This is a genomic window from Nitrosopumilus oxyclinae (assembly GCF_013407165.1).
GTDB lineage: Archaea > Thermoproteota > Nitrososphaeria > Nitrososphaerales > Nitrosopumilaceae > Nitrosopumilus > Nitrosopumilus oxyclinae.
The window spans coordinates 434,216-449,108 of the sequence record NZ_CP026994.1 but is presented as its reverse complement, the minus strand read 5'-3'; the positions used below and the strand labels follow the sequence as shown (position 1 = coordinate 449,108).

Below are 14,893 nucleotides of genomic sequence, written 5' to 3'. Positions count from 1 at the left end.
ACATTTCTTTAACTGCTTCTTTACAAACGTCTGTATTACATTTGCAATCAGCACTGCATATACAATGACCTTGCATTGCACAATCGCAGGAATAATCTGGATCGCCGCTGTCAGCTTCGCATCCACATGCTTGATCTACCATGATAATCCAGAGATTTTACTTATTTTAAAAGGTTAGTACATCCAGCTAGAACACTACGCACTTGAGAGAATCCCAAGGATATCATTGCAGGACTTTTGAACTTGTGTTGATTGCTGTTCAAGGAGATTGGAATCAGCCTCAACATCAAATGCGACCTTTAGAATATGCATCAAATCCTGCTCTCGATTTAAGGAATCTTTGATTTTTACAAAATTTTCTTGATTTAGATATCCCAAATAAAAATAGCAATCAGAAAGCATTGAATTTTTTACAAAGAAATCATATTTTTGTTGAATAATTTGTGAATAGTTATTTTTTTCTACAATATCAGAGAACCCAATTGTTGATTTTAGCATTCTTTCAAGTAATGTTGGCGTAGCCCTCTCAATCCCAACTGTTTGCATTACAATTGAGATATGCTCATTGATTGTGTTTTTCTTTAATTTTCGAAGTGAATCAAGCATGTGTGATGGACTAGGACGTAGATTGTTAATTGATGAGATGGCTTTTGCCAAATAGTAAGTTGCACATTTTTGCCAGCAAGGTGCAAACACGTCTAAGGATTGAATTGATTCCATTGCTTTTTGAGAACAAAACTGTGATTCAATAAGGCAGTTTTTTGCAAAATCAGAATATAATGAGGTGTGTTTTTCCTCAATCTTTGAGAGGAACATTCGAAGATCCCAAGACTCGTCTTGTAGAATTTCTAGTTTATGATATTGGAGAAGTTTTTCAGAATTTGTCTCAGACAAAGATGTATGATGAATGGTTACAAAGTCATCTCCTGCTTTGACTATTTTTGCAGGTTCTGATTTTCCATCAAAGATGAAAAGATCATAATCGCATGAATCAAAAGATAATTCAGAGATTCTACACCCGCCAAGACCGATTGGACCGCCAGATAATTGATTCTCTTTGATGAATTTTTGAATCTCCATAGAATTTCATATCTTTGATTTTTCTATAAAGGAATCAACTCACAAAGTTTTACAAATTCATTCAAAGTCAAAACATTTCCTTTAAATTATGATTTGATTTGTTTTTTAACAAGCTCCTATAGTGTAGTCCGGTTAAGCATTTTGGCTTCTCAAGCCAAAGACTCGGGTTCAAATCCCGATGGGAGCACGCTTATTTCTATCTAAAATTAGATACCAGAACAAAAAAGACAATTTTCTTCAATAATGTTAAATTTTAAAATTGAATTATTTGGCTAAATCAGACTAGTCTTTCTTATCTTTCTTGTCGTCATTGTCATTCTCTTCTTCTTCATCGTCTTCATCATCACCGTGCTTCATTGCTTTTTGAGCATGATTCCATGCTTTTTCAAATCTATCAATGGCCTTTTCAGGTTTATCCTTGTCTAATTCTTCTTGGGCTTTTACCATCTCCTTGTTTGCCTTGTCTATTTCTTTGTCAGATTTTTTATCTCCGCCAAATTCATCAATTGCTTTGTCAATTGCATGCTGTGCCAATATTCTATCAATATCAACTAAATTATCAATGAATTTCTGAATTTGGTTTTGGAATTCAAGAGTTTCTTTTGATTTTTTCTTTTTATCGTCATTGTTATCTCCTAGAATCTTTAGCAGTCTCTGTATAGCATCACCTTCTTCTTTGAAGACTTTGTCACCCTTCTTTGGGTCTAAGTTAATCTGATCAATCCATAGTTGGGATTCAAGACTATTTTGAATATCTTTGATTGCTTTGTCTATCTCCTTTGGAGTGTTCTTTTCATTTGCTTGTATTTTTAGTAATTCTAATTCAGAGATAATATCTTGTTTACCTTGTTGTGGTCCATTGATTGTGACGAGCTGTGTTTGAATTACAGAATTTCCTGTAAAGTCAGTAGCAGTCCATGTAACTGTTGTATCCCCAATTGGAAATCCATCAACAGGAGAGTCATTTGTAATTAATGGGTTTGAATCTACTGCATCAATAGCAAAAGCAGTTCCAATATCAACTAGTGTAAGAAGTCCATCAAGTGGAACTTTGACATCATCTGGAATAGTAAGAACAGGTGCTGTAGTATCAACTAAAGTTACCAATTGAATATCTTCACCGACATTATCTGAAAAGTCAGTTGCAGTCCAAAGTATGGATGTTAGTCCCAATGGATAAGTTGCAGGCTCATTATTTGTGACAATAGGATCAGAGTCTACTGCATCAGATACACTTGGAATTCCCAATGTCACATCAGATGCAAGAGTATCAAATGCTGTTGCCTCTACAGTAACATCACCAGAACTAATTACAAATGGTGCAGTAGTATCAACTACAAATATTCTAAATGATTCTGAACTAGAATTACCTGATGCATCAGTTGCAGTACATTCTACTGTGTGTTCAGCCAAGCTAAACAATAATCCACTTTGTGGAATACAGATAGATGTAATTTGGCCATCTACAGCATCACCAGTTATTGGAGATGTAAATTCAACAGTGGCACCATCAGGACCTGTAGCTTCCTCTGTAATATCTTGAATTAGAGTTCCATCAAATTCTGGTGGAGTAGTATCAACAATAGTAATAGTTTGATCTGCACTTGCAGCATTTCCTGAATTGTCAGTTGCAGTCCATGTTCTAGTGATGGTATCTAATCCAGGAATGGTACCAGAAATAATCACATCAGTAGAAGATATTGTTGGTGCAGGATCTACAGTATCTATTGCAGTAGCAGTACCTGTAGATGTAGTAGAAGTGTCATCACCGAACTCAACTGTCACATCAGATGGAATAGTAAGTGTAGGTGGATTAGTATCAATGTCTTCTCCGTTACAATCTTGATCAATTCCATCATTTGGAATTTCAGTAGCTCCTGGGAAAATGGTACTATCACCATCATTGCAATCTAAAGTTGAAGGAAAACCATCACCATCTGCATCAAGAATTGTTTGACCCACAGGAATATCAATAGGATTGCCATTAACAATAATTACAACCTGAGATGCACCATTGTTTGTAAACTCAAATAATGTTCCATCAAATGTCAAGTCATCACCTGAATTGAGTGTAGTAGTTCCAACCACATTATTTACATCAGTAAATGTAACATCAATTGACCCTGAAACTACTTGGATATTTGCACTATCACATGTGATGATAACTTCCTCTTCAGCATCAAGTATGAATACAGCACTTGCTGAACATGCAGTTACAGTAGCAGGGATTGTTCCTCCTGATGCAAGAATTCTAACACCTCTAGGATCTTCAACATCTGAAACTCGGATAGTTTGGTCTCCTGCAAATACCATTCCTTCAGTTATTGGAGCAGGATCATTATCTGCAAATCCGCCACTTTGTAAAAATGGATTGGTATCTAGATCATCTGGAATACCATCATTATCATCGTCTGAATCACAAACATCACCTAATACATCACCGTCAAAATTTTCTTGAGTCGGATTAAAGTCATCAGGGCAATTATCGGAAGAATCAGGTACACCGTCACCATCTGAATCTACTGGACCAGTAGTATCACATGCATCACCTATCCCATCACCATCAGAATCAGTTTGTGAAGCATTTGGAGTTGAAGGGCAGTTATCTACAGAGTCAGACACTCCATCTCCGTCTGAATCAGTTGGTGGTGGTGGAGAAAAATCACATTTCATATTTTTAACTCTATCCCAACATTCAGTAACTGGAGTTCCTGGTTTTCCATCAAGACCAATTGGAGTATACGTTGCCTCTATTTTGTTGAAAATTAATGAAAATTCTTCATCAGGTCTGTCATCAGAATTTGCAGAAGTTTGCCAATCTTTGATAAAAGAATTATGAAGAATGTATTCAAGATACACGTGTGGTTTGTCAGATGTAGTAGTTAGAAAACTAATTTTTACATCACCAACATTATTTCCTGAAACAGAACTTTTAAAAATTCCACTTGATGCTAAATCTAAATTTTTACTCATTGCTATTTCTGAAATTTCCCCAACTCCAATATTGATATCAGCAGTACCGTCCTTTCCACTTTCAGCTAGAGTTCTATCAATTTCAAAATTAAGCGAGTCTACAATTATTTGATTTTCAAAATCTTTGATTTTGGATTCTCCAGGAATACTAGGAATTTCAACCAGAATTGCAGCATAGGCTCCTTGTACTGTAAAAACAGTTGCAAAAAGTACCAGAATAACTAAAAGATTAAAAAATTTCATTTTTCATCCCTGCCAATAATACATGGGGCAGAGCACAGCAAATCACATCACCGAGAGAATTAATTAATTTCCACAATCCCATTGATTGTGTGCTTTATTCTGTACCAAATCCCATCCAACTGGATCTTGGGTCGTGAAGGTTTGACCATCAATTGTACTAGAATATCTAAATGCTATCTTATTATAATAAAATGAAACTTCCTCAGTTGGCCTGTCATCAGCATCACCACTAGTTGACCAAGATTTAACAAAAGTATTTCCAAGACAATAATCCAAAAATACTATAGGTTGTCCGTGAGTACCAGAAGATTGGACAAATGAGATTTGTGAATTTCCATGAGAATTTCCAGCAACACTAGCTATGAAAAGTTTAGAGGTTGCACTGTCTAGACTTTTTGAAATAGAAACTTCTTGCAGTTCACCAACACCAATGTTAATATCTGCAGTGCCACCCTTTTCACCACTTTCTTTAAGTTCACGTTCTACACCAAAACTAAAAGAATCTGCAACAAACCATTCTTTTTTATCATATCCTTCTGTCGTTACATCGCCAGGAATTCCAGGAATTTTAACATAGATTGCACCATATGCATCAGATGCAGACATTGCAATAAGTGATAATCCTAAAAGAGCAGCAAAGAAAATAGTAAATTTCATAAAATCACTAATTTATTCTACATTATAAATCTGATCTAATGTCAAAAAATATTATTACAAATATAATTTTAAAAATTGGTTTAAAGGAAAATTAATATTTTAAATTAAAAGTTGGTAAAAAATTATTTTATTAAAGTGGACGATTAGTCGTCTTCGTCGTCATCTTCGTCTTCATCTTCGTCTTCATCATCCTCTTCTTCACTATCATCGTCGTCATTTTCTTGAGCTTTCTCTAATGCTTTTTGTGCATGTTTCCATGCTTTCTTGTATTGATCTATTGCTTTGTCTGGTTTGTCTTTGTTTAGTTGCTCTAGGGCCTTATCCATTTCTTTGTTAGCCTTGTCTAGTTCTTTGTCTACTTTCTTATCACCTGCAAATACTCCTGCTTCATTAATTGCATTTTGTGCTAATTGTGCATCTACTTCAACTAGAGTGGCAATTATTCCTGAAACATCAATTGAAGAGTCACTCTTTGCAGCCTTTAGTAGACTCTTTACTGCCTTCTTTTCTTCATCAAAGACTTTGTGTCCGTGTTTTTCAGTTAGTGTAGTAGAGTCTTCCCATAGTTTATCTGCAACACTTTTGTTAATTGATTTGATTGCTTTAGCTATTTCCTTTGTAGCCTTTTTATCATCAGTGTTTATATTTTCTAAATCAGTTACAGTAGATCCCTTTAGTTCTCTTAGAGCATCTCCGCTAACTGGACATGCATCAACTCTATCCAAGATTAAATCTAATTCAAGTTCTGGTGGTGGAATTGGTACTTCAGGACTATCTTGTGTGATAAATCCAGGTGCACTAACGGATACTTTGTAAACTCCTGGAACTGTATCCCAACCATATCTACCATCTGATCCAGTTGTCTGAACTGAACCGGTATCTTGAATATAATCAGATTCTGCTGCAATTACAAATAGTCCTGTACCTGGTGGGAATTCTTTGAGTAATGTAACTTCTGCACCTGCAAGTGGTTCATCAGTACAGACATCAGTTATTTGGCCACTTGGGTCAATGTAGACACTTCCACCTTGTTGGAATTCTATTGTACCATCAGGACAGAATACATCAAAGTTCAAGTTCAAAACACCATGTCTTGGGAAAAATGGTTCCAATGCAGGAACAGTAGTGAATACATCTGGATTAGTTGGATCTTGCACAAGGATTACTGGAATAGTTTCAGTTGTTTCAGTAAATTCAAGTTGTAATGTAACAGCGGTTGGACTAATGCCTACACCACAATGATCAAATCCAAAGGATGTATCTTTAGAAACTGTAATGTTATTTTGCCAATAAACTGATGGCAATCCGCCAGAGCCCCATGAGTTTAGTGGGCCAACTGTAACTTCAGGATTTGCTGGAACAGGAGCAGTATTTCCAAATGGTGGGACTATTGCGATTTCATCAGAAATAACGTCAACCTGAACAATTAGAGGGGTTGTGTTTACACTACCAAATGGCAATATTTCATTTACAGAGTATTGACCTGCTGGAATATTGTTAAAGAAAAAGTCACCATTAAAGTTAGTTTGAGTACATGTGTTTGATGGAGTTAAACAAAATGTTATACCAGAAATTCCAGATTCACCCAAATCTTTAAGTCCATTTCCATTTGCATCTTGGAATTTAGAACCTTGAATGTCACCAGGTGGGATATCTTGATTTACAAAGTTCAAGTTTTCAACTAAATCACCGCTTGCAACTGTTACAAAGTATGGCTCTCCATTAGGTGGAAGTATTTGTGATGTTCCAAATGGTGCACGTTCTTCAACTCTATAGTCACCAGGTAGAACATTAAGCCAAAACATTCCTGTTTCATCAACAGGAGTATTTGGATCATCTTGCATTGTATAAGTTCTAAAAGTATTTGGATCATTAAAGTCAGTTGAACATTCTAAATTAGTTGGAGTAATTTTACATGCTTTAATCTCAACAAATGCTCTTGGTTGATCACCTACTCCATCACCAGTAGTATCAGTTAATTTTTGACCATGTAATGAGGCTGCAAGGATATTTCCAAAATTAACATCATTTTGAATTGGTTCCTCAACTAAATCAACACAGTGTGCAGTAGATCCAAATACTTCAAAAGTTGGAACTTCACCAAATACAAAACATTCTTCAGTGTTTGGGAATGTTTGAACTAGATTATCAGGTAAAGTTTCTGCAACATAATAAAATGCTGGAAGTAAATCAGTAAACCAATATTCGCCATCAACATTAGTGAGAATACAATCTATTGGATCAAAACCAAAGCCTTCTCCTGCAAATGCTGTTTGGATACCAAACATGTCAGTACCAACTACACCATCGATACCAAAGTCTCCTCCCCCAAATCTATCATTATCTGAATATAGACATACTTCAATTCCAGATACAACAGGTTCATCTATGTCTTGAAGACCGTTTGCATTAAGATCATTCCATTTGAATCCATGAACTTCACCAAATACAAAACATTCTTCAGTAATTACTCCACCATTGATTGGCCCAATTTCAGTTCCAGAACAACTAAAGATTGTTCCTTGGAAATTATTAAAAAATCCATTTTGAACAGTAATTGTTCCCTCATTGTTGACGACTCTATCGTTATAAAATGACCCATCAACTAGGATATCTGCACCTGCTCGATTATGAATTAACCAAAAATTATCAATTACGCCGTTGCCAAATCCTCCCCCTGTTTGATAAATTGGTGGGAAACTAAATCCATTAAATGACTGTGGAATTGCACCACCAATAGTAGATAATGTACCGCTGTTATCAACAATTCCACCTACTTCATTTACAAAGAAATTCTCATTTAGAATTGAAGCCCCAACATTGTTTTCAATTAATCCAAAATTAATTAATTCGCCAAAACCACCACCGCATTCTTCAGGTGGACAAGCTATACCAACTTGAGTTATCTCAGGAAAACCAAATTCATTAAATGATACATAGCCTCCAAATCCAGTTATAGAAATTATTCCATTATTTTGAATTGTTCCATAATTTTCAACAAATCCTTCAATGGTTAATGTTACTCCAGGAACAACAACTAAAGTTCCACCTTGCTCTATTGTTAAATCAAAAATAGTTTCATTAATTGTGACAGTATGAGTCTCTCCACTTGCAATTACATCTAGGATTGGATGCTCTGCAAAGGCAGATTGTACACCCATAGTACTAAAAAGAACAGTTAAAGCAAAAATTGCAATTAAATTTTTCAACATTGTCTGCAATTCATTTTTCTATATATGCTTTAGCTATAGATTTCATAGTGCTAACAAGTTAAACTGTATAGAATAGACATTTTGATCGTAGTAAAAAATAATTATACTTAAACAATCAATTAGCATTTACAAATTGTGATAAAGTCAAATTATGTTATTACAATATTATTTGCATCACTAATAATTTTATTTTCACAAACAAATTCTGCATATTCAGAATTGTTCTACGATGTTAACACTGTAAATTTTTCTGGAAAGCCAGCTTCAGCAGTTGTAAATGAAAATGCAAATGTCATTTATGTTACAGATTTTTTTGCAGGAAAACTAGTTGAAATTGATGGAAATACTGAGAAAATATCAGGATACATCAATACTACAAAAACCCCCTTTGGTGTGGGGTACAATCCTGGAACTGATTTGATCTATGTTGGAGGGGAATTTGCAAATGTCGTCAAAGTCATAAATGCAGGCACAAAAGAGGTAGAAAAAACCATTCAAATGAACAGTCCATATGATATTGCAGTCAATTCAGAAAATAATTTAATTTACATTACAAGTGATAGGACCAATTCAGTTTTTGTAATTGATGGAATTACAAATGAAATAATTTCTAAATTAAATGTAAACAAGCCATGCGGTATTGCAGTTAATGAAAAAACGGGAAATGTGTATGTCACAAGTGAAACAGATGATACAGTTCATGTCTTTGATGAGAAAAATAATCTAATTGATGTAATCCAAGTCGAATCAAGTCCACGCGGTGTTGCAGTAAATGAAATTACAAATATAATTTATGTTACAAACCAAGAGACAAACACTGTTTCAGTAATTGACGGTGTAGAAAATACAGTGATAAAATCAATTCCAGTTGGAGAAATACCAAGAAGGATTGCAATACAACATGATGCTAATCTAATATATGTTACAAATCATGCTTCAAATAACATTTCAGTGATAGATGGGGAAACCAATTCTATTGTAAAAACAATTCCAGTAAATGCTCCATTTGAAATTGTAATTAATGAAAAAACAAACAAACTATATTCAATGTATTATGGGAATCAAGCAGTATCAGTTATACAAAATACAAACCAAATACAAGATAATTTTAATTCAGTTACAACATCTAATTTATCAAATGATGAAAAGAAAAGTATCATTCCAATTATAGACACACAAGAATTTCCAGAATCAAACATCAAAGTAGAAACAATTGCAGATAACTTGAAGATACCATGGGAGATTGATTTTGCAACAGATGGAAGAATTTTCTTTACAGAAAGAGTTGGCAATCTAAGAGTAATTGAAAACGGAGTTATTTCAGAACCAATTATTTCACTTAAAGTGTCTGGAACAGAAGGGGGATTGCTTGGATTAGCCTTGGATCCGGATTTTGAGGAAAACCATTATCTGTATTTGTATTATAGCTATAATGATTTTCTTGACATTTTCAATAGAGTAGTTCGCTATACAGAATCTGAAAACACATTATCTGATGAAACCATATTACTTGATAGAATTCCAGGAAGTAATTGGCATGATGGTGGAAGAATAAAGTTTGGACCAGACCAAAAACTCTACATTACAACTGGAGATGCTTCAAGCTACAATCTAGCACAAGATTTGAATTCACTTGCAGGGAAAATTCTAAGAATAAATTCAGATGGAACAATACCTAAAGACAATCCATTTACAGACTCTGCCATTTTTTCATATGGACACAGAAACCCACAGGGAATTGATTGGCATCCAGATAGCGGAATTCTAGTTGCAAGCGAGCATGGTCCTTCAGGTGAACGAGGACGTGCACATGATGAAATCAACGTAATATTTTCTGGTAAAAACTATGGATGGCCAGAAATTATAGGCGATGAAACAAGTGAAGGATTAGAGAATCCAATTATACATACAGGCGATGATACATGGGCACCATCTGGTGCCAGTTTTTATGATTCAGATAAAATTTCTGACTGGTATGGAAAATACTTTGTTGCAACACTACGTGGAAATCATTTAAGAATGCTTGATTTGGATTTGGAAAACAATCTAGTGGTTGGAAGTGAGGCAATACTTGCAGGAGAATACGGAAGACTACGTAATGCCAACATGGGTCCTGATGGTCACTTGTACATTCTAACTAGCAATCAAGACGGCAGAGGAGATCCAGCATACAATGATGATAGAATTTTGCGAATTACTCCATTAGAAAATAACATAGAAAAAGAAATCAATCCGCTTGCACCTCTAAAACAATTTACTTTAGGAATTCATCCAAGTGATGTCACATGCAAAGAGGGATTGGATTTAATTTTCAAAAACACGTCACTGGAACCTGCATGTGTAAAACCACCTACTGCTCAAAAACTCATACAATATGGCTGGGCAGTCAATACCATAAATAAATAAGAATAAAAAAATTAGAATTCAAACTAACAACTATTGAGTTGTCGATGCTCTTTTCAATGCTTTTTGATAGTTTGTTTTCTTTGTTTTAGCAGATTTTTCTGCAGTTTTTAGAGCCTTCTTTACAGCTTTGATCTTGTTGTTTGCTTGTAGAAGTTCTCTTTTTCTTTTGTTTGCTACTAGTGTTGCTCGTCTCTTTGCCTTGCTAACTGTACCTTTTGATTTTCTTACAGTTTTTCTTGCTTTTGTGACAGTTCTCTTTGCTTTACTAGCAGTTTTTCTTACAGCTCTCTTTATTTTCCTTACAGGTTTTCGTTTAGCTGCACGTTTTTTTGTTGCCATGAGTGATCACGATAAAACATGAAGTAAATAACATGCACGTCAGAATTTTTTTATATAAACTCAAATAATTTTACTACGAATTTTACAAACTATCAAAAAAATAATTATCAAATGCGTTGTACATTAGACTCTGATCGATGTTTGTTTGAACGAGTTGTATAACGAACTCTACTGTTACAACACGGACATCTTGGAAATTTTTCCTGGTAATAGTAATTACAATTTTGGCAAAAACATCCACCAGTAGTGAATGCTTCTTGTTTGGATGATTTTTCAAACACTATACATTGATTTTTACAGTTACCTAATCCCATAATTTCTCAATTCCAATTATCATATAGTGATTACAGGTTTTGATTGATTTTTGATCGCATTTACTGTATACAGTATGTTATCGCCTTCAGGCATAGGATTTGCACACTGTCCACATTCAGGTAAGATTACCTTTGCATCATATTCTATTTCACCTATGGATTTTCCACAATCCTTGCAGTAGATAGATTTTGTATCGTAGATATTCATTTTAATTTTCTGATAATCTAAAGATTGTTTTTCTAATTAAGGAAAATGATAGTTGATTTCATTTAGAATTAAATCAACTTGCCATTTGTTTAATTATTTTGCCGTGTTATGGGTTGCCCGAGGTGAAAGATATGCAAACTCACAAAACCAGCACACTAGATAAAATGGTCCATGCACCATTTAGAAAGGTCGTAAAATTTGATCTGTTCTGTATGGGCTTAGGTGTTGTAATGGGAATGGGTATTGGTGCCTTTATTGCTACCAATATTTAATTTCAATAGCACCTCAACGTGACAGAAGACATCTTCTGTCATTTTTTTATTTGTTTTACAAATCTAAATAATTTTAATTTAAAATATTAATTGTAATAGAAGGTTTTTCTTTCCGTGTGGGTTTTAGCCAACTAGGTTTTGCCTACAAACCTTGTAACGGCAAAATGGGGATAAGAGTTCCAAAATTTAAAGTTTATGTGTTACTCTAGGCTCAACGATATTTTGTAAACAATGCCTTTGCAGTATTTTCTGCTCTTGTAAATCGTAGTTCGACCTCTTCCCAATTAATTACATTCCACCAAGCTTCAATGTAAGCTGGTCTCTTGTTTTCATATTTTAGATAGTATGCATGCTCCCAAACATCCAATCCTAATAGTGGTACGAGTTCTTCAGTGATTGGACTGTCTTGATTTGCAGTTGTTTTGAATTGAATTTTTTTTGTAACTGGATTAAATATCAGCCATCCCCAACCACTGCCTTGTATTACTGCAGTCTCAGCTGAGAATTTTTCTTTAAACTTCTCAAAACTTCCAAATTCCTTATCTATTGCTTCTTTTAATTTCCCACCTGGTTCTCCACCGCCACCAGGTTTCATGCTCTTCCAAAACAATTCATGGTTATTGTAACCTCCACCATGGAAATTGATTCGCCCTCTGACTTCGGGTTTTAGTTGATCCAAATCCGATAATATAATTAGTAATCCTTTGTCTTGATTTTCTTTTGACATCTCATCCCATGCATCATTTAATCCGTTTGTGTATGCTTGATGGTGTTTTGAGTGATGTATCTCCATTGTTTGCGCATCGATATGTGGCTCTAGTGCATCATATGCATATGGTAAATCAGGTAATAGAAAATCGCCCATTATGGTTTAATGTGATTTTCATCATATAAACAGTTTTTCGGATTTTGGCGAGATTATTCATCAATAAAGAATCAGATTGTTCTGATTCCAAGTCTAGAATACTTTGAAGAGACAAGTATTATTCCACTTATGGCTACAACCATTACGATTAATGCCACTGAGCCAAATTCAGGAACTGCATTAGTTCCTACAACATCAATTTGGTGTATGCTGTGATGGTAGTTTAATTCCAACTTTGTAGTGGTTTCAGTATTTGCTGTAACAATCACATCCTCATCAGCCATTATTTTGCCATCTATCATTACTGACATTTGTCCACTGAGCAATGCCTTTGGAATACTGATTTGAGTAACTCCTTTAGTTCCAGATTCCCCCTCTACCATAAAGGAGACTTTCTTTTCAGGTTCTTTGAATTTCACTTCAGTTACTTTGGAATTACTTGCAACCTTAACCTCAAAATCATCATGACCTTCAACTTTAATTTTTACAGATGAAGGAGTAGATACTATTACCTTTGTACTAGTCTCCAAGTTTGCTCTAGTTTCTGCACTAAGAGTTCCAAGTACTGAAGAGTCTGAAATAATTTTTGATTTTATTGTGTATTCACCGTTAACAGAGTTTGATGGTAACAATACTTCAGCATCAAAGCCCCCACCACTTTTCATTTGGACAGTGCTTTCTTTAACCATCATTCCTTTGTTGTCAAATATTTGGACATTTACTGTGTTAGAAGCGCCAAGTTGTGTCATTAAACCAGAAAATAAAGAACCTTCAACTCTTATCATCTCACCTGGTTGATACAACTTTTGTTTTGATTGAACTGCAAATGAATTTTCAGAACTGGCTTTAACTTTAGGATAAGATGATTTGATTGCCAACTGTACTTGAGATTCAGCCTTTGCACTAGTCTCAGATGTTTCCTCTGATGATTTTTCTTCAGCCTTTGTCTCTGAAGATGTTTGGGCCTTTGCCTCTACTGATGTTTCTGTTTTTCCCTCTACGGATACATTTGATTCACCATCGTCGGATTTTTCACCAATCTTTACTTCGGTTTCAGTCTCAACACCTACATTCACTCCAGTTTGAGCAAATGCATTATCTGACATACCTACTGAAGCAATACCAAAGGATACTAAACTTAGAACAATTATTGAAAATAAAATTAACTTACTTTTCATCACATTCATCAATCTCAATTTGTCTTTATAGCTTTGCATGTAATTAAATCAGACTTGCTGCGGCTTGTACTATTTTTGAATTAATCTAGATTTAATGTAAATGAACGAGCAGATTGCTCAAACCCTAAATGTTCATAGAATTTATGAGATTCCTTGCGTTGATTTCCAGATTCCAATCTAATTCTATGACATTTTTTCTCTTTTGTAAGGGTAATGCAATAATTGATTAGTTTTTTGCCTGTTCCATTATTTTGATATTTTTCAAGAACAATTAACTCTGGAATATACATCTCCAATGTTGATTGATTTAATCTTGACAAATACACTACACTTACCATACCAATAATTCTCACACTATCAAGTTCGGCAACAAGGATTGTTTTGTCTGAATCTTTCACATATTTTGTAACTAGTTTACGAAATGTTTCAACCTCAGAGTCTTTTTGGGGTTTTGGACGCCCTAGTTCATACAACAATCCAAGGATCATCGGGATATCTTTTCCAGATGATGGTCTAACTACAACACTATCCATAGCAAGATAGAATCATCATGACTTTAATGATTTTTTCAGAATTTAACTAGTACATAGGTTAGAATTGGTTTTAGTACTAGAAGATATCAAGCATAGTATGGTATTTGATGAAAGTGTAAGGAAACTAAAATGTGATAAATGTGGATCACGGTTCAAGTATCCTGAAAGACTGAAAAAACATAAAGAGATTGCACATAACAAGAAAAAGGAAAAATGCAGAGCATGTGGTTCTGAATTTCACACTACGGATGATCTAAGAAAACACAAGAAAGATTGCAAGGAAAAAGTTTAAGATCTCTAATTTCACTCAAATGTCTTAGCAGTCTTTGTGATTCTATGACCACAATTTGCACAAAGATTAATTTTTCCATCAAATCTTAGTTCCCCACATTTGCCACATCTAGTAAAAGCCATAATACATTCAAAACAAACTAAGAATTAAGAATGATCTTTGTTACAGCTCGATAATGCATTTTGTGTTACATCTCTAGAGTCTTTTTTTCTTTTTCCAGGTATCATAATCTGAAATACATTTACTGCAAAGATAGGCGGGATCGCTGAGGAGATTAATGCTAGCTTGTAGATTATTTTTTGATTTACAGCTCATACAAAA

At 34.5% G+C, this 14,893-nt stretch carries 12 protein-coding genes and 1 tRNA gene; 4 read left to right on the top strand and 9 right to left on the bottom strand.

Annotation, left to right across the window (positions count from 1 at the left end):
• Positions 1–195: 195 nt before the first annotated feature.
• The gene (locus C5F49_RS02635; RefSeq protein ID WP_179363195.1) at positions 196–1,080 is read right to left on the bottom strand and encodes a hypothetical protein; all 885 of its coding nucleotides are present in this window, start codon (positions 1,078–1,080) and stop codon (positions 196–198) included.
• A 112-nt stretch (positions 1,081–1,192) separates the two neighbouring features.
• Between C5F49_RS02635 and C5F49_RS02630 the strand changes: the two genes are divergently transcribed.
• Positions 1,193–1,267: transfer RNA gene (locus C5F49_RS02630), tRNA-Glu, on the top strand.
• A gap of 95 nt (positions 1,268–1,362) precedes the next feature.
• Here the strand turns inward: C5F49_RS02630 and C5F49_RS02625 are convergent.
• From C5F49_RS02625 to C5F49_RS02615, 3 genes are all read right to left on the bottom strand, one after another.
• Positions 1,363–4,296, bottom strand: a complete 2,934-nt coding sequence (locus C5F49_RS02625; protein ID WP_179363194.1) for a type VI secretion system tube protein Hcp — start codon at positions 4,294–4,296, stop codon at positions 1,363–1,365.
• 63 nt (positions 4,297–4,359) lie between these two features.
• A complete protein-coding gene (locus C5F49_RS02620; RefSeq protein ID WP_179363193.1) occupies positions 4,360–4,953 on the bottom strand; it encodes an Hcp family type VI secretion system effector in 594 nt (197 codons plus the stop codon).
• A 143-nt stretch (positions 4,954–5,096) separates the two neighbouring features.
• The gene (locus tag C5F49_RS02615; protein ID WP_179363192.1) at positions 5,097–8,162 is read right to left on the bottom strand and encodes an SdrD B-like domain-containing protein; all 3,066 of its coding nucleotides are present in this window, start codon (positions 8,160–8,162) and stop codon (positions 5,097–5,099) included.
• Between the two features lie 138 nt (positions 8,163–8,300).
• Here C5F49_RS02615 and C5F49_RS02610 point away from each other — a divergent pair, with 138 nt between their 5' ends.
• Positions 8,301–10,571, top strand: a complete 2,271-nt coding sequence (locus tag C5F49_RS02610) for a PQQ-dependent sugar dehydrogenase (RefSeq protein ID WP_179363191.1) — start codon at positions 8,301–8,303, stop codon at positions 10,569–10,571.
• Positions 10,572–10,601: 30 nt separating this feature from the next.
• Here the strand turns inward: C5F49_RS02610 and C5F49_RS02605 are convergent, their stop codons facing one another.
• Together C5F49_RS02605 and C5F49_RS02600 are read right to left on the bottom strand one after the other, a co-directional pair.
• Positions 10,602–10,910 (bottom strand): hypothetical protein, encoded by a 309-nt coding sequence (locus C5F49_RS02605; protein ID WP_179363190.1) that lies wholly within the window; start codon positions 10,908–10,910, stop codon positions 10,602–10,604.
• A gap of 333 nt (positions 10,911–11,243) precedes the next feature.
• Positions 11,244–11,432 (bottom strand): hypothetical protein, encoded by a 189-nt coding sequence (locus C5F49_RS02600; protein ID WP_179361851.1) that lies wholly within the window; start codon positions 11,430–11,432, stop codon positions 11,244–11,246.
• A gap of 131 nt (positions 11,433–11,563) precedes the next feature.
• Between C5F49_RS02600 and C5F49_RS02595 the strand changes: the two genes are divergently transcribed.
• Positions 11,564–11,704, top strand: a complete 141-nt coding sequence (locus tag C5F49_RS02595) for a hypothetical protein (RefSeq protein ID WP_179363189.1) — start codon at positions 11,564–11,566, stop codon at positions 11,702–11,704.
• A gap of 211 nt (positions 11,705–11,915) precedes the next feature.
• Here the strand turns inward: C5F49_RS02595 and C5F49_RS02590 are convergent, their stop codons facing one another.
• The 3 genes from C5F49_RS02590 to C5F49_RS02580 form a co-directional block, all read right to left on the bottom strand.
• Complete coding sequence (locus C5F49_RS02590; protein ID WP_179363188.1) at positions 11,916–12,569, bottom strand: superoxide dismutase; 654 nt, start codon at positions 12,567–12,569, stop codon at positions 11,916–11,918.
• A gap of 71 nt (positions 12,570–12,640) precedes the next feature.
• Positions 12,641–13,747, bottom strand: coding sequence for an MG2 domain-containing protein (locus tag C5F49_RS02585; RefSeq protein WP_179363187.1), 1,107 nt, complete (start codon positions 13,745–13,747; stop codon positions 12,641–12,643).
• Between the two features lie 80 nt (positions 13,748–13,827).
• Positions 13,828–14,280 (bottom strand): GNAT family N-acetyltransferase, encoded by a 453-nt coding sequence (locus tag C5F49_RS02580; RefSeq protein WP_179363186.1) that lies wholly within the window; start codon positions 14,278–14,280, stop codon positions 13,828–13,830.
• Positions 14,281–14,377: 97 nt separating this feature from the next.
• Between C5F49_RS02580 and C5F49_RS02575 the strand changes: the two genes are divergently transcribed.
• Positions 14,378–14,572, top strand: coding sequence for a hypothetical protein (locus tag C5F49_RS02575; RefSeq protein WP_179363185.1), 195 nt, complete (start codon positions 14,378–14,380; stop codon positions 14,570–14,572).
• Positions 14,573–14,893: the final 321 nt, after the last annotated feature.

Excerpts from the sequence above, each read along its gene's own strand:
- C5F49_RS02635 (WP_179363195.1), bottom strand. The coding sequence starts at position 1,080 with ATGGAGATTCAAAAATTCATCAAAGAGAATCAATTATCTGGCGGTCCA.
- C5F49_RS02625 (WP_179363194.1), bottom strand. The coding sequence starts at position 4,296 with ATGAAATTTTTTAATCTTTTAGTTATTCTGGTACTTTTTGCAACTGTT.
- C5F49_RS02620 (WP_179363193.1), bottom strand. The coding sequence starts at position 4,953 with ATGAAATTTACTATTTTCTTTGCTGCTCTTTTAGGATTATCACTTATT.
- C5F49_RS02605 (WP_179363190.1), bottom strand. The coding sequence starts at position 10,910 with ATGGCAACAAAAAAACGTGCAGCTAAACGAAAACCTGTAAGGAAAATA.
- C5F49_RS02600 (WP_179361851.1), bottom strand. The coding sequence starts at position 11,432 with ATGAATATCTACGATACAAAATCTATCTACTGCAAGGATTGTGGAAAA.
- C5F49_RS02595 (WP_179363189.1), top strand. The coding sequence starts at position 11,564 with ATGCAAACTCACAAAACCAGCACACTAGATAAAATGGTCCATGCACCA.
- C5F49_RS02590 (WP_179363188.1), bottom strand. The coding sequence starts at position 12,569 with ATGGGCGATTTTCTATTACCTGATTTACCATATGCATATGATGCACTA.
- C5F49_RS02585 (WP_179363187.1), bottom strand. The coding sequence starts at position 13,747 with ATGAAAAGTAAGTTAATTTTATTTTCAATAATTGTTCTAAGTTTAGTA.
- C5F49_RS02580 (WP_179363186.1), bottom strand. The coding sequence starts at position 14,280 with ATGGATAGTGTTGTAGTTAGACCATCATCTGGAAAAGATATCCCGATG.
- C5F49_RS02575 (WP_179363185.1), top strand. The coding sequence starts at position 14,378 with ATGGTATTTGATGAAAGTGTAAGGAAACTAAAATGTGATAAATGTGGA.